The sequence below is a fragment of the Cellulomonas sp. ES6 genome (genome assembly GCF_030053835.1).
GTDB lineage: Bacteria > Actinomycetota > Actinomycetes > Actinomycetales > Cellulomonadaceae > Cellulomonas.
Genome location: NZ_CP125655.1, coordinates 1,540,734 through 1,559,048, shown reverse-complemented (window position 1 = coordinate 1,559,048; position 18,315 = coordinate 1,540,734). Strand labels below are relative to the sequence as shown.

Genomic DNA, 18,315 nt, shown 5'->3' with positions numbered 1-18,315 from the left:
AGGACGTCGGGCGGGTAGCGCCCCCGGGCGCGAGGGACGAGGAGCGGCGGTGCCAGGAACGTCTCGGCGTGCGTCCGAGCCCGGGTGTCTTCCCCACCGCCGTGTCAGGGTCGAATCGTCCGTGACGCTCATCGAGGGCGTGCTCGCCGCTGCGGGCGTCCTCGCGGTCGCAGGGTGTGCGCCTGCCACGGGGGATGACGGACCGCTCCACCTGTCCGGTGAGCCGGCCACGGTGTGTGCACCGCTCCCCGACTACGCGGAAGCCGCCTTCGGGGTCAACCTGCCGAACGGTCTCCCCGCCGACCTCGTCATCGATGCCGTCGACCCGGTCGACGCGGAGCACATCGTGATCGGCGGGGCGTACCTGATGCCGGTCACCGAGGAGTACCGGCTGATGCTCGACGCGCTCCCGCCGACGGACCAGTTCCCCGACGCCTGGCGGGACGCCGTGCCGGCGCTGGGCGAGGAGCTGCCGGGCGGCCCGGCCGTCGATCTCGTCATCGAGGTGGTGGCGGACGGCCCGGCGGGCTCGCTGGACGGGATCGCGATCACCTACTCCACCGGAGGTCGGACGTACGTGGAGCGCGCGTCCCTCGCGCTCGAGCTCACCCAGGGCGAGTGCCGCTAGGCGGAGCGGCCAGCGTCGTCCGTCCATGGTGCGGGGCCGGACGACGTCCCGTCGGTGACATCGCGACGCGGGCCTACGGCGCGGCGTCCTCCCGCGGTGCGCCCGCCAGCGCCGCCGTCCCCGCCCGCAGCACCTCCACGATGCGGTCGACGTCGTACACCGCCCCGCCCCACGTGCCGCCGCTGGCGTCCTGGAGCGCCGCCCACAGCCGCGTGTCGTCGGGCAGCAGCGGGTGGGGCGCGAGCCCGGGGTGCGGCGGCCGCGCGGCGAGCACGGCGGCGCCCTCGACCGCCGACACCCGCTCCCCGTCCACGGACCCGACGTAGTCCACCGACCCCTCGAGCCGCTCCACGTCGACGCGGATCGACACGACGTCCCCGTCGCGGAGCCGCCCGAGCGGCCCGCCGGCGAGCGCCTCCGGCCCGACGTGGCCGATGCAGGCGCCGGTGGAGACGCCCGAGAACCGCGCGTCGGTGACGAGCGAGATCTCCTTGCCGTAGGACAGGTGCTTGAGCGCGGACGTGACCTGGTAGGTCTCCTCCATGCCGGTGCCGAGGGGGCCGCCGCCCATGATGACCATGATGTCGCCGGGGTGGACGTCGTGGGCCTTGATGGCGGCGATGGCGTCGGCCTCGGAGGTGTAGACCCGCGCCGGGCCGGTGTGCTCGAACACGCCGTCGGTGATGCGGGACGGGTCGATGGCGGTGGACTTGATGACGGAGCCCTCGGGGGCGAGGTTGCCCATCGGGAACGCGGTGGTCGGCGTGAGGCCGCGGCGGCGCGCCTGGTCGGGGCTCATGATGACGTCGTCCGGCTCGACGTGCTCCTGGTCGCGCAGGGCCTGGTGCATGCGGGCGCGGCGCTCGGAGCCGGCCCACCAGTCGAGCACGGTGCCGAGGGTCTCGCCGGTGGCGGAGAGCGCGTCGAGGTGCAGCAGGCCGAGGTCGCGCAGGTGGAGCATGACCTCGGGGGTTCCGCCGGCGAGGAACATCCGGACGGTGGGGTGCTGCACGGGCCCGTTGGGGAGCACGCTGACGATGCGGGGCACGGCCCGGTTGATGCGCGCCCAGTCGTCGACGGTGGGGCGCGGGACGCCGGCGGCGTGGGCGATGGCGGGCAGGTGCAGCAGCAGGTTGGTGGACCCGCCGACGGCGGCGTGCACGACCATCGCGTTCTCGAACGCCTTGGGCGTGAGGACGTCGCGCGTGGTGAGGCCGCGGCGCCGCATGTCGAGCAGGGCGCGCGCGGACTGCCGGGCGATCTCCGCCCAGACCGGCTCCCCGGAGGGCGCGAGCGCGGAGTGGGGGAGCGCGAGGCCGAGCGCCTCGGCGATCACCTGGCTGGTGCCGGCGGTCCCGAGGAAGTGGCAGCCGCCGCCGGGGGACGCGCACGCGCGGCAGCCGAGCTCGGACGCGTCGGCGAGGCTCAGCTCGTCGTTGGCGAACCGCGCGCCGAGGGTCTGCACGCGCGCGAGGTCCTCGCCGGTGGTGGGCGGCAGCGTGACGCCGCCGGGCACGAGGATCGTCGGCAGGTCGTGCTGGGAGGCGAGCGCCATCATCGTGGCGGGCAGCCCCTTGTCGCAGGTCGCGACGCCCATGACGGCGTGCCGGGTCGGCAGCGAGCGGATGAGCCGGCGCATGACGGTGGCGGCGTCGTTGCGGTACGGCAGCGAGTCGAACATGCCGGTGGTGCCCTGCGACCGGCCGTCGCACTGGTCGGACACGAACGACGCGAACGGCAGACCGCCGGCCTCGGCGATGGTCTCGGACGCGGCGCGCACCTGGTCGACCAGCTCGAAGTGCCCGGAGTGCAGGCCGAGCGCGATCGGGTCGCCGGCCTCGGACCGCAGCCCGCCGGCGGTGGAGACGATCATGACCTGCGGGCCCAGCATGTTGGCGCGCGGCCAGCCCATGCCGGCGTTCTGCGTCATGCCGAACACGTCGCCGCTGGGGGAGTCGCGCAGCACCTCGGCGGTCAGCGGCAGCCGGCCGCTCGGCCCCTCGGCGTGCGAGCGCACGGCGTAGATGCCGTCGTGCGGCTGCAGCAGCCCCTCCAGCACGCGCTCCGGCACGCGCTCCGCCTCGCCCTCCGACCGCTCCCCGGGCGTCACGGCATGTCCTCGACGGTGGCCATGAGCGCGGCGAGCGCCTCGGCCTGCTCGGGCGTCGCGGGCAGGTGCGGCGCGGTGGAGTGGTGCTCCAGGCGGACGCCGCGCCCGACCATGCCCTCCTTGAGCAGCGGGAAGAACGGCGCGCCCAGGGAGTACAGCCCCATGAGCACGTCGATGCGCCGCTGGGCCCGCGCGATGGCCGCCGCGTCGCCGGAGTCGACGGCCCGCACGTAGGCGGCGCAGTACTCCGGGTACAGGTTCGCGAGCCCGCCGATGGCGCCGGCGCCGCCGGAGGTCACCACGTGGTGCAGGTTCTCGTCGAACCCGGCGAACACCCGGAAGTCCGGGAACTCCGGCAGCAGCTCGGTGAGCAGGCGCCGGGTGTGGCCGACCTCCTGCACGGTGTCCTTGTAGCCCACGATGTTCGGGTGCCGGCGCAGCAGCCGCCGCGTGACGTCCGGGCCCAGGTCGTAGCCGGTGCGGGCGGGGAAGTTGTACAGGTAGATGTCGCCCGGCACCTGCTCCGCGATCGCCGAGTAGTACGCCTCGATGCTCGCGTCCTCGAGCGCGAAGTAGTAGGGGCTGACGATCATCACGGCGGGCGCCCCGGCGTCCAGGGCGTACCGGCTGAGCTCGACGGTCTCGTCCACCCGCAGGCACGCGGTGCCGACGATCAGGTCGGCGCGCGGCGCGACGTGCCGGACGGCCAGGTCGATGAGCTCGCGCTTCTGCTCGGGCAGCAGCGCGAAGAACTCGCCGGTGCTGCCCATGAGGGCGATGCCGTCGACGCCGCCGTCGAGGATGTGCTCCCAGACGGCGAGGTTGCCGTCGCGGTCGAGGGTGCCGTCGGCGTGGAACGCGGTGACGGCGGGGGCGTAGAACCGGGCCACCGCGCTCACCACACCCGGACGCGCGCGGCGCCGTCGGCGAGGGAGGCCAGCGGGCCCGGCGGGTAGGCGGTCCCGGGTTCCTTGCGGTGCCCGACCAGGTCGACGTCGGCGACGAGGGGCGTGCCGTCCGGGTTCTCGTACGACGCCGACGCGATGCGGACGTGGCCGAGGTCCCGGCCGGTCACGACGCCGACGCGCGGCGCGACCAGGGCGCCGGGCAGGTCGTGCTCCAGGTAGACCGCGTCGCCCTCGTCGACCACCCGCACGGTCGCGGGCCCGGCGACGGTCACGGCGTCGGTCTCGTGCGAGGCGGGCCGGGCGCCGTCCGCGTAGGCGTTCGACCGGACGTACGCCGGCTGCTGCTCGAGGTGGAACCGGGAGTGGTCGCCGGCCCCGCCGGGCGTCCCCACCCGGCGCAGGTACTCCTCCCACGACCCGGGCGCGCCGTCGTAGGCGTGCGTGCCGAACGTCTCGGGCGGGAACTCCTCCAGCACCAGCGGCGCGTCCGGGCCGTACACGCCGCGCCGGGCGCCGACGAACAGGTTGCCGACGTACCGGTCGTCGCCGGCGTAGACGAACGCGTAGCCCGCCACCTGCGTGGAGTGCGGCACGTGGTACGGCGTCGCGCGGTCCAGCACGGCCTGCATCCGCACGGCTCCGAGCACCAGGTTGTGCAGGAACGCGTTGCCCTGGCTGAACAGCTCGATCGCCGCGGGGGAGGCCAGCACGTTGTGGTCGACCGTCGCGGGACCGTGCGCCACCTCGATGAACAGGTCGCGGATGTTGCCGTACAGCAGGTTGCGGGTGACGCGCGTGCCCTGCACCTGCCAGTCGAGCCAGATGCCGAGCGTGGTGTCGTGCACGCGGTTGTGGCGGATGACGACGTCGAGCGGGGCGTGCAGCTTGATGCCCGCGATCTCGTAGCCGGAGAACTCGTGCTTGGTGCCGATGCGGTGGATGTGGTTGTCCTCGATGGTCGAGAACGCGCAGCCCAGGTGCCCGACCACGCCGTTCTGCCCGCAGTCGCGGATCTCGTTGCGGCGCACCACGTGGGAGCCGACGCGCTCGCGCTCCCAGCCCTGGTGCAGGGCGGTGAACACGGACTCGAGCTGGTACTGGTAGCCGGGCTTGTCGCCGCGCTCGTGGGCGAAGTTGTCGCCGCTCGCCGCGGTCTTGCCCAGGGAGATCCCCGCGCACGTCGCGTCGCGGACCAGGTTGTCCTCGATGACCCAGCCCTTCGACCAGCCGGGGCCGACGAGGCCGAGCTGCTCGGCGGTCGGCGGCGCCCACGGGGTCGCGGCCTGCGCGAGCTCGAAGCCGCGCACCGTGACGTAGTCGATGTGGTGCCGCACGGGCGTGAACACGGAGGGCCGGACGTTGACCTCGACCAGGGAGGCGTTCGGGTCGGCGCCGGCGAAGTTGGCCCAGATCGTCGTGACGTCCTCGCCGACCTCGGCGTACCAGACGAGCACGGTCCGGTCGGGCTCGAGCAGCTCGGTGTCGAGCGCGGTCCACTGGTAGCGGACGTGGGTGCGGCGCTCGGGCGCGGCGACGGCGGCGCGGTCCTGCGCCTCGTGCAGGGAGCGGCCGTCCAGGTACACCGCGCCGCGGTGGACGACGGGGCCGGGGTGCAGCCAGTCGCCGGCGACGGGCTCGTCGAACGGGTTGAGCTCCCCGAACAGCGTGTTCGGCACCTCGGCGCGCCAGACCGTGCCCCCCTCGGGCACCCAGCCGGTGACGACCTCCGCGCCGGTGATCGTCACGTGCTCGCCCGGGGCGGCCTCGAACGTGATGCGGCGGTCGTCGCCGGTGCCGCCGCGCACGGGCCGCACCCACTCGCGGTAGGTGCCCTCGTGGACCTGCACGGTGTCCCCGGGCATCGCCGCGCGGGCGGCCCGGTTGACGGTGCGGAACGGGGCGCCGGGGGAGCCGTCCGCCCGGTCCGAGCCGGTCACGGCGACGTGGAAGGTGGTCACGGCGGAGGTCCTCCGAGGGGTCGGGCCGGGTGCGGGCGCGCCTCCGCCCGCCGGCGTCGACGCCCCACGCGACGAAACTGTTTCCGTCGCGTTTCTGCTGAGTCGACCCTAGACGGTGTCGGCGCCGAGCGGAAGTGGGGCGGCGAGCGGCGACGGGGCGCCGCGGCGGCCTATCGGTGGTGGAAACTCTTTCGCTAGACTTCCCCGCATGTCAGACCGCCCGCGCCGCCCCACGCTCGAGCAGGTCGCCGCCACCGCCGGGGTGTCGACGTCGACCGCCTCCAAGGTGCTCAACGGCCGCCCCGGCATCTCCGCGGAGACCCGCCGACGCGTCGAGGAGGCCATCGACGCGCTCGGCTACGCGCCCACCACCGGGCCGCGCGCCGGCACGCCGCCGGTCGGTGTGGCCGTGGTGTTCCGGACGCTGTCGGACATCTACGCGATGCGGGTGCTGGAGGGCGTCGTCGCCTCCGCGCGGGAGCACGGCATCGAGGTCGCCGTCGACGTGCTCGACGTGCCCGGCGGCAGCACCCCGCCGCTGTCCCCGGGCTGGATCCGCCGCCAGGCCGCCCCCGACCGCGCCGGCGTCGTCCTCGTCACGATGCAGACCACCGCCGAGCAGCACGCGCTCCTGCGGGACCTCGGCGTCGCGACCGTCCACATCGACCCCGTGAACCCGCTCGACGACTCCACGGTCTCCGTCGGCTCCACCAACTTCTCCGGCGGGGTGCAGGCCACCCGCCACCTGCTCGACCTCGGGCACCGCCGCATCGCGTTCGCCGGCGGGGCCGAGTCGTTCCTGCCGTCCTCGGAGCGGCTCCAGGGCTACCTCAGCATGATGCGCGCCGGCGGCGGCCAGGTGGACGAGGCCCTCGTGCGCTCGCGGGCGCACACGTTCGCCGCGGGGCTCGAGATGGCGGACCACCTGCTCGACCAGCCCGAGCGGCCCACGGCGGTGTTCGCGGCGTCCGACTCGATCGCGCTCGGCGTGCTCGCGTCCGCGCAGCGGCACGGGCTGCGCGTGCCGCAGGACCTGTCCGTCGTGGGGTTCGACGACAGCCCGGCGGCCTCGTCGTCCGCCCCGCCCCTCACCACCGTGCGGCAGCCCGTCGTCGAGATGGGCCGGGTCGCGCTGCGCACGCTGCTGCAGCTCGCGCGCGGCGAGGGCGTGGACTCCCACCACGTCCAGCTCTCGACGACCCTCGTGGTGCGGGAGTCGACGGCGCCGCCCGCGACGGGGTGACGGTCGCACGTACCGCGGGCCGGCGCCCGTGCGCCCCGGGATCGGACGGGTGCGGGCGCGGATCAGGCCGGCGCGGGCCCCGTGCTCGCGCGCAGCGTCAGCGACGTCGCCAGCTCGACGTGCCGCGACGCCGGCCGGCCGCCGTCGGCCATCGCGAGCACGGTCTGCACGGCCATCCGCCCCATCTCCTCCAGGTGCTGGTGCACGGTGGTGAGCGGCGGCGTGGTCCAGGCGGCCTGCGGGGTGTCGTCGAACCCGGTGACGCTGAGCTGCTCGGGCACGCGGACGCCGAGGGCGTGCGCCGCGGCGAGCACGCCGACCGCGATCTCGTCGTCGCCGCCCATGATCGCCGTGGGCGGGTCGTCGAGGGCGAGCAGCTCGTGCGCGTGCCGGGTGCCGGGCGCGACGGCGAACTGGTCGGACCGCACGAGCGCCGGGTCGACGGTGAGCCCGGCGGCGTCGAGCGCGGCCTGGTAGCCGTAGAGCCGGTCCCGGGCGGCGTCGGACGCCTCGGGGCCGCCGATCCAGCCGATGCGCCGGTGGCCGAGGCCGATGAGGTGCTCGGTGGCGGTGCGGGCGCCGGCCCAGTTGCTCGACCCGACGCTGACCATGTGCCGGTGCCGGGTGTCGACGGGGTCGACCATGACGAACGGCAGGTCCGCGTCGCTCGCCGCGCGGATGAGCCCGTCGGGCGCGGTCAGGGTCAGGCCGATGATGCCGACCACGCCGGCGGCGCGCTGGTCGGCCACCCACTCGCGGGCGACGGTGCGGTGCGTGCGGGACGCCCGCTCGGGGGCGAGGCGCACCAGCAGGTCGACCTGCTCGGCGGTCGCGGCGTCGATGGTGCCCTGGAGGACGCCGAGGATGTACGGCGAGGCCGGGATGTCGAAGACGACGGCGACGGCGCGGCGCGACGTGACCGGCGCGAGGCTCGTCGTGGGGCGGTAGCCGATCTCGGTGACGGCGGCCAGGATGCGCTCGCGCGTCTCGGCGGAGACGTCGTCCCGGCCGTTCAGCGCCTTGGACACGGTGGCCTTGGACACGCCGGCGGCCGCGGCGACGTCGGACAGGGTGGCGCGCCGCCGCTCCGGACCACTCGACATGGAGCTCCTCAGGTCGAAACTGTTTCGCGACTCTATAACAGTCGACGCCCCGAAGGCATCGATTGGTGCGGGGGTGTTGCCAGACGGTGCGTCCACCCTCTACGGTCAAGCCACGATACAGGTTGCGAAACCGTTTCGAACTCACGAGGGGCCGCACGGCAGCGGCCCCGCCGACCAAAGGAGGTCTGCGTGCCTGTCGACGCACCGCCGTCAACCCTACTGATCGACGGTCGCCCCGCGGCTGAGATCGAGCTGCGGCACGTCTGGAGCCAGTGCCTCGGCGCCGGCCGGGCCAACGAGGCGCTGCGCGTCGACTGGCAGGACCACTTCCGCGAGGCCGTGGAGGTGCTCGGGGCCCGCTCCGTGCGGTTCCACGGGGTGTTCCACGACGACATGTTCGTGTACCGCGCCTCCAACGGCGGCGGGTTCGGCCCGCCCACGCCGCTCGAGAAGCCGGTCTACACGTTCGCGTACGTCGACAAGGTCTTCGACGCGATCCTCGACGCCGGCGCCCGCCCGTTCGTCGAGCTCGGCTTCATGCCGCGCGAGCTCGCCCGGGACACGGAGACGCTGTTCTGGTGGAAGGCCCACGGCAGCCCGCCCACGGACATGGACGCGTGGGTCGACCTCGTCACCGCCACCGTCCAGCACTGGGTCGACCGGTACGGCGTCGAGGAGGTGCGCCGCTGGCCGTTCGAGGTCTGGAACGAGCCGAACCTCGTGCCGCACTTCTGGACCGGCACCAAGACGGAGTACTTCGAGCTCTACGCGGCCACCGCCCGCGCGGTCAAGGGCGTCGACCCGCAGCTGCGCGTCGGCGGCCCGTCCTCGTCGGTGTTCGTCCCCGACGCCCGGTACGACGGCGAGTACCACGACCCCTCGCTCGAGGGCGCGACCGCCGAGGCGCCCGACCCCGACGTGCTGCCGTGGAAGCCGGTCTGGATCCACGAGCTCATCGCGTACTGCGCCGAGCGGGACCTGCCGATCGACTTCCTGTCGACCCACCTGTACCCGACGGACTTCGCGTTCGACACCCAGGGCGTCGGCCGGCCGATCAGCCGCCACCGGGACGCGACCCGCGACGACCTGCGCCGGCTCCGCGAGATCATCGCCGCGAGCCCGTACCCGGACGCCGAGCTGCACATCACCGAGTGGTCGACGTCGCCGTCCAGCCGCGACCGGATGCACGACACCCTGTTCGCCGCCACGTACATCACGCGGGCGTTCCTGCAGTGCCAGGACCTCGCCGACTCGATCTCGTACTGGACGTTCACGGACGTGTTCGAGGAGGGCGGCGGCGGCATCGGCCCGTTCCACGGCGGGTTCGGGTTCGTCAACGAGCAGGGCCTGCACAAGCCGACGTTCCACGCCATGGCGATGCTCAACCGCCTGGGCGACCGGATGCTGCTGCGGACCGAGCACGGGGTGCTGACCCGCACCGCCGGCGACGCCGTCGCCGGGGTGTTCTTCAACTACCCCGACTCGATGGGCTCCCGGTCCGTCGGCAGCGCCAACAGCTACGCCGCCACCCGCGCGCTGGCCTCCGAGGGGCCCGCCCGCCGCATCACGCACACCGTCGCCGGCCTGCCCGCCGGCGCCGCGTACACCGTCGAGGTCCTCGACTGGGAGCACGGGAACGTCGCGGAGGAGTGGTTCCGTCGCGGCGAGCCCCTCAACCTGTCGCGCCGCGACGTCGCCGAGCTCGCCGAGGTCGCCGACGCCCTGGACCGCCGCACCGTCACGGTCGGCGCCGACGGCGTGCTGGTGATCGACCTCGACCTGCCCGCCTGGGCGGTGGCGTCCGTCGCCCCCGCCGCCGCCGAGCACCACCCCCGCTGAAACGCCCGCTGGATACCCGGAAACCGGAAAGGACCTCACCGATGAGGATCACCCGCAAGTCCGCTGGAGCGGCCGCTGCCGCCGCCGTCACGGCCCTCGCCCTCACCGCGTGCGGCGGTGGCGGCGGGGGAGGTGGCTCCGCCGAGGAGGCGAGCGACGACAACAAGCCCGACAAGCTGACGGTCGCCGCGTGGATGGACTTCCCGCAGGAGCTGCTCGACTCGTTCGAGGAGGAGACCGGCATCGAGGTCGTCGTCAACTCGTTCCCCGACGGCGCCTCCGCCCAGACCGTCCTGCGCAACGGCCTGTCCTCCGACGGCGCCGGCCTGTCCGACGTCCACCTGGTCGAGCTCGACTGGTGGGCCGAGATGATGGCCGTCCCCGAGGACTGGGTCGAGCTGCCGGAGATCCCGGACCGCTGGGTCGACTGGAAGGTCTCGCAGGGCTCCGTCGACGGCGCGATCACCGGCTACGGCACCGACATCGGCCCGCTCGCCATCGCGTTCAACGAGAACATGACGGCCGAGGCCGGCGTCGCCACCGACCCGGAGTCGCTCGGCGAGTTCATCGGCGGGGACGACGCCACCTGGCAGACGTTCCTCGACGCCGGCCGCGAGTACGTCGCCGCGAGCGACAACTACTTCATCGACTCGCTGACCAACGCGTTCCAGGCCGCGATCAACCTGCTGCCCGCCGCGTTCGAGGACCCGGAGTCCGGCCTGCCGTACGACCTGTCGGAGAACGCCGAGGTCAAGGACCTCTTCATGATGTTCGCCGACGCCGCCGAGGACGACATCTCCGCCGGCATCGCCATCGGCCACGCCGACTGGGGCGCCGGGTTCCAGAACGAGCAGTGGGCCACCGTGGTCACGCCCGCCTGGATGACCGGGATCATCGCGGACAACGCCGACGGCATCGACGGCTGGCGCATCGCCAGCACGTTCCCCGACGGCGGCGGCAACTGGGGCGGCTCGTTCTTCGCCGTCCCGTCCACCGGCGAGAACACCGCGTGGGCCACGGAGCTCGCGGACTACCTGACCTCGCCCGACGCGGCGATCGACTGGTTCAACACCACCGGCCAGTTCCCGTCGCAGCTCGAGGCCATGTCCGCCCCCGAGATCGCCGAGTCCACCAACCCGTTCTTCGGTGACCAGCAGGTCGGCAAGATCTACGGCGACCTCGCGGCAGCGGCCGGTGACGCCGCGGCCGGCGGCTACCGCGGCGAGAACTTCGCCGGCATCCAGACCCTCGTCACGGACGGCATCCGCCTGGTCGAGTCCGACAGCGCCACCGCCCAGGAGGCGTGGGACTCCGTGGTCGCCAACTTCGACGCCCTGGGCTTCGAGACCGCGAGCTGACCCGACGCGGCCGGCGCCCCCGCGAGGGCGCCGGCCGCGACCGGGGCTGCCGGCCGGTGTGCGCGCCGGCCGGCAGCCCGTCCACCAGACGCACGTCACGGAAGGCTCACGCATGTCATCCAGATCGGCGGCACCGGGTGCGGTGCGCCGCGTGGGGTGGGGTCAGCGGCTCTCGCGGTGGGACATCAAGGTCTCGCCGTACCTGTACGTCTCGCCCTTCTTCATCCTGTTCGCGGTCTTCGGGGCGTTCCCGCTCCTGTTCAACGTCGTCGTGGCCCTGCACGACTGGCACCGTCGCGCCGGCATGGGCGACTTCGTCGGGTTCGACAACTTCACGTGGGTGCTCAAGCAGCCGCTGTTCTGGCGCTCGCTGGAGAACACGTTCTCGATCTTCCTGTGGGGCAGCGTCCCGCAGCTCGTCCTCGCGCTGCTCATCGCGGCGGTGCTCGACCAGAACCTGCGCGCCCGGACGTTCTGGCGCATGAGCGTGCTGGTCCCGTTCGTCGTGATGCCCGTCGCGACGTCCATGATCTTCGGCCAGGTGTTCGGGCAGTTCGGGCTGCTGGTGCCGAACCTGCACGACCTCGGGCTGCTCACCGGGCTCGACTCGCCGTTCTTCCAGGACCGGATGCTGTCGCACATGGCGATCGGCTCGATGGTCGTGTTCCGGTGGACCGGCTACAACGCGCTGATCTTCCTCGCCGCCATGCAGGCCGTGCCGCGCGAGCTCTACGAGGCGTCGACCGTCGACGGCGCGAGCCGCACCCGGCAGTTCTTCTCCGTGACGATCCCGAGCATCCGGCCGACCATGATCTTCGTCATCCTCACGATGACGATCGGCGGGCTGCAGATCTTCGACGAGGCCCGCATGTTCGACGGCGGCGGCACCGGCGGCGGCAAGGGCGGCGCCGACAACCAGTGGACGACCGTCGTGCTCTACCTCTACGAGCTCGGCTTCGGCGACTGGCAGGACCGCCTGGGCCAGGCCGCGGCCGTCGGGTGGATCTTCGCGCTCATCATCGCCGTGTTCTCCCTGGTGAACTTCCTGCTCACCCGGTCCATCTCGTCCTCGCAGTCCAAGGCGTCCCGCGTCACCCGCGCCCAGCACAACGCGGCGGTCGCCCGGGCGCGGGCCGTCGCAGCCGGGTCGGTCGCGTCCGCCCCGCAGGGGCCCGAGACCGTCGCCGCGCCGACCTCCGGGCCACCGGGGCCGGCCGACGACGCCGACGCCGACGCCACCCAGGAAGGAGTGCGGTCGTGAGCACCGGATTCATCGAGAACACCGCGGGTCGCGGCGCCGCCGCCTACGCCAAGAAGCGTGCCGCCCGCGGCCGGCCCGTCCCGCAGCACGAGTCCGCCGGCCGCCGGCCCGGGTGGGTCACGTACGTGATCCTCACGGTCGTGTTCGTGGTGTCGGTCTTCCCGCTGTACGCCTCGGCGATGTACGGGTCGTCCACCACGCAGGAGATCGCCCGCGCCGTCGGCACCCTGCCCACCTGGTTCCCGACGCTCGTGCTGATCGAGAACTTCGGCGAGGTCTTCAACGCCTCGCAGTTCAACTTCTGGATGGCGTTCCTGAACTCCGTCCTCGTGGCCGTGTCCGTCACGGCCTCGACGGTGTTCTTCTCGACGCTCGCCGGGTTCAGCTTCGCGAAGCTGCAGTTCCGCGGGCGCCAGGCGCTGTACGTCGCGGTCATCGCCACCATGGCGATCCCCGCGCAGGTCGGCACCATCCCGATGTTCATCATGATGAACGACTTCGGGTGGATCGACTCGCTGCTCGCCCTGACCGTCCCGACGCTCGTCACCGCGTTCGGCGTGTTCTGGATGACGCAGTACCTGCAGGAGGCGCTGCCGTTCGAGCTCGTCGAGGCCGCCCGCGTCGACGGCGCGTCGATGTTCCGCACGTTCTGGTCGATCGCGCTGCCGGCCGCCCGGCCCGCGGCCGCGACGCTCGCGCTGTTCACGTTCGTCGGGTCGTGGAACAGCTTCTTCTGGCCGTCGGTCGTCATGCGGTCGCAGCTCACGATGCCGCTGGTGGTGCCGCAGCTCAAGGGGGCGTTCACCACCGACACCGGCCTGGTGATGTCCGGCGTGTTCCTCGTGGCGGCGCCACTGCTCGTCGTGTTCGTCGTCGCCGGCAAGCAGCTGGTGTCCGGCGTGATGGCGGGCGCCGTCAAGGGCTGACGCGCCGGCCCCGCCGGCCCGCCGGCCGTCGGCCCCGCCGGGCCGGCGGCCACGGGGTCGCCGCCGGCCGGGCGGCCGCAGCGGAGCGCGAGGTCGTCACGCCGGGCCGAGGTCGTCAGCCCGGCGTGACGACCTCGGCTGCACGTGACGACCTCGGCTGCGCCTGACGACCTCGGCCGCAGGTGACGACCTCGGCTGCAGGTGACGACCTCGGCCGCACGGGACGACCTCGCACGCCGGGCGACTGCCTCGCGGCGGCACCCGCCTGCACCCCAGGCCCCGGGCCCGTCGCCCACCGGGTCGGCGAGGTCGTCACTTCTGGCCCAGGTCGTCAGCCCGGCGTGACGACCTCGGCCGTACCTGACGACCTCGCGCCGGCCGGCGCGTCCGGGGGGCGCCGTGACACGCGGGGGCTCCGCGGCGTTAGGCTGCTCCCGACGGCGACGCACCCACGGTGGTCCGCGTCGTGGTCCCGCGAGGCGTATGGCGGCGTGCCACCCCCGGGTGGCCGGTGGAGTCACTCCCGCCGGGGGCGCAAGGCTCGGCCCTGACCGCGGCGCCCCGGCGTGCCGGGAGGTCCCGGTCGTCCGGTGGCGCGCACATGCACCACGGTGGCGTGCGGTGCCGGGCGTCCGGACGGGTCCGGGTGCCCGGATCGTCGGGGGTTCCGGCAGTCGGAGCGCCGGGGCTGCCGGGTCGTCCGGGGTTCCGGCGGTGCGGGTGTCCGGGCGGTGCCCGTCCGGGGCGTCGCGGACGCGTGTGCTGCGGCGCCGGCGCGTGCCGTGCCGCCGTCGTCGCTGCGGTCGGTCGTCGAAGGAGGAGATGTGGCAGGAGCGGGCTCGGGTCGGCGGCGGTCCGGTGGTGGGCGCTCCGCGTCCGGTGGTGGCGGTGCCGCCACCGCGCAGCGACGTCGTGCGCCGCGCCGCTCGGAGGAGGGGCTGATCCCCGTCCTCGCCGCGGCGGCCCGCGACGTCGACGCGATCGTCCGCCGGCCCCCGACGCGCCCGGCCGTGCGCACCAAGTTCCAGGTCGTCGCCCTGCTGGTCCGCGAGGAGCGCGCCCGGGTGATGGGCGACGCCGAGCTCGGGCAGTCCCGCCGCACCGAGCAGCTCAAGCGGCTCGACGGCGTGGCGACGCTGCTCGCGAAGATCGCCGCCCGCGACACCTCCCTGCTGGCGCTGCTCGGCGACGACGCCCGCGTCTCCGACGCCGCGCGCACCCTGAAGGCCACGATGATGCGCGCCGGTGGGCTGGAGCCGCCGGAGGAGCCCGAGGAGCCCGCGCCCGTGCAGCCCGAGCCGGGTGCCGAGAAGCGCGTCGTGCCCCGCTCCGTCGTCGCCCGGCAGCTCGCGAACCCGTTCCTGGCCCCCGACTTCGAGGCCGCCGCCGAGCGGATGGCCGGCCGCCCGCGCCGCCTCGCCGGCTGGGAGCTGCTCGAGCCGCTGTTCCGCTCGTTCGAGCAGGCGCCCGCCGGTGCACCCGCGTGCATGCCGCTGCCCGACGGCCGCCTCGTCCAGGTGCCCGCCGGCCGCGAGCTGATGCCGCACCAGGCGCAGGTCGTCGCCGCGACCGCCGCCGGCCACCGCACCTACCTGCTCGCCGACGAGCCGGGCCTCGGCAAGACCGCCCAGGCGCTGCTGTCCGCGCGCGCCGCCGACGCCTACCCGCTGCTCGTCGTCGTCCCCAACGTCGTCAAGACCAACTGGGCGCACGAGGTCCGCATGTGGACGCCCGAGCGGCAGCCCACGGTGGTGCACGGCGACGGCGAGGGCGTGAACGGCTTCGCGGACGTCGTCATCGTCAACTACGAGCTGCTGGACCGGCACGTCGGCTGGCTCGGCGACTTCGGGTTCCGCGGCATGGTGGTCGACGAGGCGCACTTCATCAAGAACAAGGGCTCGCAGCGCTCGCGGCACGTGCTCGCCCTGTCGGAGCGGATCCGGGAGCGCGCGCCCCGGCCGCTGCTCATGGCGCTCACCGGCACGCCGCTCATCAACGACATCGAGGACTTCCGGGCCATCTGGCAGTACCTCGGCTGGATCGACGACGAGAAGCCGCTCGGCCGCCTCATGACCGCCCTGGAGGAGACGGGCCTGACGCCGGCCGACCGCGGGTTCTCCGCCGCCGCGCGCACCGCCGTCATCGACATGGGCATCGTCCGGCGCCGCAAGATCGACGTCGTCGCCGACATCCCCGCCCGCCGCGTCGCGGACCTGCCCGTCGAGCTGGACGGCGCCGTCGGCCGCTCCATCCGGGCCGCCGAGGAGGCGCTCACCCGCCGCATGGTCGAGCGCTACCACGCGGCGCTCGCGGCCCGGTCCGAGGTCTCCGACGGCCTCGACCGCGAGCTGGTGCGCCGCGTCGCCGCCACGGAGCTCAAGGACTCCAGCAGCAAGGGCGGCGGCGAGAACGTCTTCACGATGGTCCGCCGCATCGGGCAGGCGAAGGCCGGGCTGGCCGCCGACTACGCCGCCCAGCTCGCCCGCAACGTCGGCAAGGTCGTGTTCTTCGCCAAGCACGTCGACGTCATGGACACCGCCGAGCAGCTCTTCGCCGACCGCGGCATCCGGTACGCGTCCATCCGCGGCGACCAGACGCCGAAGGCCCGCGAGAAGAACGTCACCGCGTTCACCGACGACCCCGAGGTGCAGATCGTCGTCTGCTCCCTCATGGCCGCCGGCGTCGGCCTCAACCTGCAGGTCGCGTCCAACATGGTGCTCGCGGAGCTCTCCTGGACGGACGCCGAGCAGACCCAGGCCATCGACCGCATCCACCGCATCGGCCAGTCCGAGCCCGTCACCGCCTGGCGGATCATCGCCGCCCAGACCGTCGACGCGAAGATCGCCGAGCTCATCGACGCCAAGTCCGGCCTCGCGGCGCGGGCGCTCGACGGCGCCGGGGAGCAGGAGGACGCCGGGGCGGCGGACGTGCAGCTCGAGACGCTCGTGGGGCTGCTGACCGAGGCGCTGGAGGCGGAGGCCGCCCGGGGCTGAGCGGCGGCGGCCGTCCCTGGTGCTGCCGGCGGTGCGAGCGGGTCGTGTCCGCACCGGTCGACGTCACCGGGCGGCGCGGCCTGCGCGCCGGGCGGGGTGTTCCCGGATCGTCGTGGCCGTGCCACGATCCGTCGCGTGACGAGTCCGCCCGGCTCCCCGGCCGCGTCCCCGCGCGTCGCCCCGCTGCGGGTGCGGATGGTCGGGCGGGACCCGCTGGAGCGGCTGCGGACCGCGACGCCGCTGGAGCTGCTGTTCGACCTGACGTTCGTCATCGCGTTCGGGCGGACGGCGGAGGAGCTCGCCGTCCTGGTCGCGGACGGCCACGTCGGCGCGGCGGTCACCGGGTTCGCGTTCGCGACGTTCGCCGTGTCCTGGGCGTGGATCAACTTCACGTGGTTCGCCTCGGCGTACGACACCGACGACTGGCTGTTCCGGCTCACCACGATGGTCCAGATGGTCGGCGTGCTCATCCTGGCGCTGGGCGTCCCGCCGATGTTCGAGTCCCTCGCCGCGGGGGAGCACCTCGACAACCGGGTGCTCGTGCTCGGCTACGTCGTGATGCGCGTGCCGATGGTGCTCCAGTGGAGCCGCGCGGCTCTCGCCGACCCGGACCGCCGGCCGAGCATCGCGGTGTTCATCGCGACCCTGCTCGCCGCGCAGGCCGGGTGGGTGGCGCTCGCGCTGGTCGACGTCCCGACGGTCACGGCGCTCGCCCTCGTCGTCCCGCTCATGGTGCTCGAGGCCGTCGGCCCGGTCGTCGCCGAGCGCGTGCACGGCGGCACCCCTGGCACCCCCACCACATCGCCGAGCGGTACGGGCTGGTCGTCATCATCGCCGTCGGTGAGGGGCTCACCGGCACGACGTTCGCGCTCGCCGCGATCCTCGAGGAGTCCGGCTGGACCGTCGAGACCGCGCTGCTCGGGCTCGCCGGCGTGGCCCTGACGTTCGGCCTGTGGTGGGCGTACGACGTCATGCCGAGCGGCGCGCTCCTGGCCGCGCGCCGCCGGCGGTCGTTCGCGTGGGGGTACGGGCACATCGTGCTGTTCGGCTCCATCGTCGCGACCGGTGGCGGGCTGCACGCGGCGGCGTTCTCGCTGGAGGGCGCCAGCGCGCTGGGGCGCGTCGGGACGCTGCTGACGGTCGCCGTGCCCGTGACGGTGTACGTGGCGACGTTCACCGCGCTGTTCGGGGCGCTGAGCCGGGAGCGCGGGCGCGTCCACGTCGGGCTGGCGGCGGCGTCCGCGGCGGTGGTGGTCGGGGCCGTGGCGCTGGTCGTCGCGGGGGCGCCGCTGGTGTGGGGGCTGCTCGTGCTGGCGCTGGTGCCGTGGGTGACGGTCGTCGGGCACGGGCTCGCGGGGCGGCGCGCCGAGGGCCGGGCGGCGGCCGTGGAGGAGGTCGGGGAGGTGTGAGCACGGGTCGATAACCCGTCGCCCCCTCGCCCGGACAGCACCTACCGTGCGCGGGTGGCGAACCAGCTCCTGCTCTCCGGCTCCGTCCCCGCTGACCCCTGGCGCCCGCCCGTCCCGGTGGCGCTGCACCGCATCGGCGAGGAGGACCTGGCGGACGTCGGCCGCGGCTACTGGTCCGCCTACCGGGGAACGGCGGACGAGATGTCGCTGACCGCCGCCTCGGACGACGTGCTGGCGGCGTGGAACGGCGAGTACGGCCGCTGGCTGGCGGCGGGGAGCCTGCTGGTGCGGATCGGCGACGACCTGTGCGGCGCGATCATCACCGTCGAGGACCCACCGTGGCCCGACGTCCCGCGCGGCCCCTTCATCACCGACCTGTTCGTCGTCCCGGAGGCGCGCCGCCGCGGCATCGGGCGGGCCCTCGTGCACGCCGTCCAGCGGGCGGTTCCCGCCCCCATCGGGTTGCGGGTCGACGACTCAGCGCCCGACGCGCTCCGGCTCTACCTCTCGCTCGGCTTCGCGCCTGCGGGGTGATCGGCCGTGCGCCGGCCGGGACGCGGTGAGCGGGCACGGCCGCTC

Annotated in this window: 12 protein-coding genes and 1 pseudogene; 9 read left to right on the top strand and 4 right to left on the bottom strand. The window is 74.0% G+C overall.

Going from position 1 to position 18,315, the window contains the following annotated elements:
* Window positions 1–232 precede the first annotated feature (232 nt).
* Window positions 233–628 (top strand): hypothetical protein, encoded by a 396-nt coding sequence (locus P9841_RS07320; protein ID WP_283321403.1) that lies wholly within the window; start codon window positions 233–235, stop codon window positions 626–628.
* Between the two features lie 73 nt (window positions 629–701).
* Here P9841_RS07320 and P9841_RS07315 read toward each other — a convergent pair whose 3' ends face one another.
* The 3 genes from P9841_RS07315 to P9841_RS07305 are packed head-to-tail and all read right to left on the bottom strand — an operon-like array spanning window position 702 to window position 5,604.
* The gene (locus P9841_RS07315; RefSeq protein WP_283321402.1) at window positions 702–2,738 is read right to left on the bottom strand and encodes a YjhG/YagF family D-xylonate dehydratase; all 2,037 of its coding nucleotides are present in this window, start codon (window positions 2,736–2,738) and stop codon (window positions 702–704) included.
* Complete coding sequence (locus P9841_RS07310; protein WP_283321401.1) at window positions 2,735–3,628, bottom strand: dihydrodipicolinate synthase family protein; 894 nt, start codon at window positions 3,626–3,628, stop codon at window positions 2,735–2,737. Before P9841_RS07310 ends, P9841_RS07315 begins: the two co-directional genes overlap by 4 nt.
* A gap of 5 nt (window positions 3,629–3,633) precedes the next feature.
* Window positions 3,634–5,604 carry a right-handed parallel beta-helix repeat-containing protein gene (locus P9841_RS07305; RefSeq protein ID WP_283321400.1) on the bottom strand — a complete coding sequence of 657 codons (1,971 nt, stop codon included), beginning with the start codon at window positions 5,602–5,604 and terminating at the stop codon, window positions 3,634–3,636.
* A gap of 208 nt (window positions 5,605–5,812) precedes the next feature.
* Here P9841_RS07305 and P9841_RS07300 point away from each other — a divergent pair, with 208 nt between their 5' ends.
* Complete coding sequence (locus P9841_RS07300) at window positions 5,813–6,847, top strand: LacI family DNA-binding transcriptional regulator (RefSeq protein ID WP_283321399.1); 1,035 nt, start codon at window positions 5,813–5,815, stop codon at window positions 6,845–6,847.
* Window positions 6,848–6,909: 62 nt separating this feature from the next.
* Here the strand turns inward: P9841_RS07300 and P9841_RS07295 are convergent, their stop codons facing one another.
* Window positions 6,910–7,950, bottom strand: coding sequence for a LacI family DNA-binding transcriptional regulator (locus P9841_RS07295; RefSeq protein ID WP_283321398.1), 1,041 nt, complete (start codon window positions 7,948–7,950; stop codon window positions 6,910–6,912).
* A gap of 189 nt (window positions 7,951–8,139) precedes the next feature.
* Between P9841_RS07295 and P9841_RS07290 the strand changes: the two genes are divergently transcribed.
* The 7 genes and pseudogenes from P9841_RS07290 (at window position 8,140) to P9841_RS07255 (ending at window position 18,270) form a co-directional block, all read left to right on the top strand.
* The gene (locus P9841_RS07290) at window positions 8,140–9,789 is read left to right on the top strand and encodes a GH39 family glycosyl hydrolase (RefSeq protein ID WP_283321397.1); all 1,650 of its coding nucleotides are present in this window, start codon (window positions 8,140–8,142) and stop codon (window positions 9,787–9,789) included.
* Between the two features lie 41 nt (window positions 9,790–9,830).
* Window positions 9,831–11,147 carry an extracellular solute-binding protein gene (locus tag P9841_RS07285; protein WP_283321396.1) on the top strand — a complete coding sequence of 439 codons (1,317 nt, stop codon included), beginning with the start codon at window positions 9,831–9,833 and terminating at the stop codon, window positions 11,145–11,147.
* A gap of 112 nt (window positions 11,148–11,259) precedes the next feature.
* Entirely contained in the window at window positions 11,260–12,408 is a 1,149-nt protein-coding gene (locus tag P9841_RS07280) for a carbohydrate ABC transporter permease (RefSeq protein ID WP_283321395.1), read from the top strand.
* On the top strand, window positions 12,405–13,334 hold the full coding sequence (locus P9841_RS07275) for a carbohydrate ABC transporter permease (RefSeq protein ID WP_283321394.1): 930 nt from the start codon (window positions 12,405–12,407) through the stop codon (window positions 13,332–13,334). The genes P9841_RS07280 and P9841_RS07275 overlap by 4 nt, the downstream gene beginning before the upstream one ends.
* Window positions 13,335–14,158: 824 nt before the next feature.
* On the top strand, window positions 14,159–16,327 hold the full coding sequence (locus P9841_RS07270; RefSeq protein WP_502848657.1) for a DEAD/DEAH box helicase: 2,169 nt from the start codon (window positions 14,159–14,161) through the stop codon (window positions 16,325–16,327).
* Window positions 16,328–16,522: 195 nt separating this feature from the next.
* Window positions 16,523–17,736 (top strand): annotated as a pseudogene (locus P9841_RS19085) (low temperature requirement protein A).
* A gap of 54 nt (window positions 17,737–17,790) precedes the next feature.
* Window positions 17,791–18,270: a GNAT family N-acetyltransferase gene (locus tag P9841_RS07255; protein ID WP_283321392.1), complete on the top strand. Its 480-nt coding sequence runs from the start codon at window positions 17,791–17,793 to the stop codon at window positions 18,268–18,270.
* Window positions 18,271–18,315 lie beyond the last annotated feature (45 nt).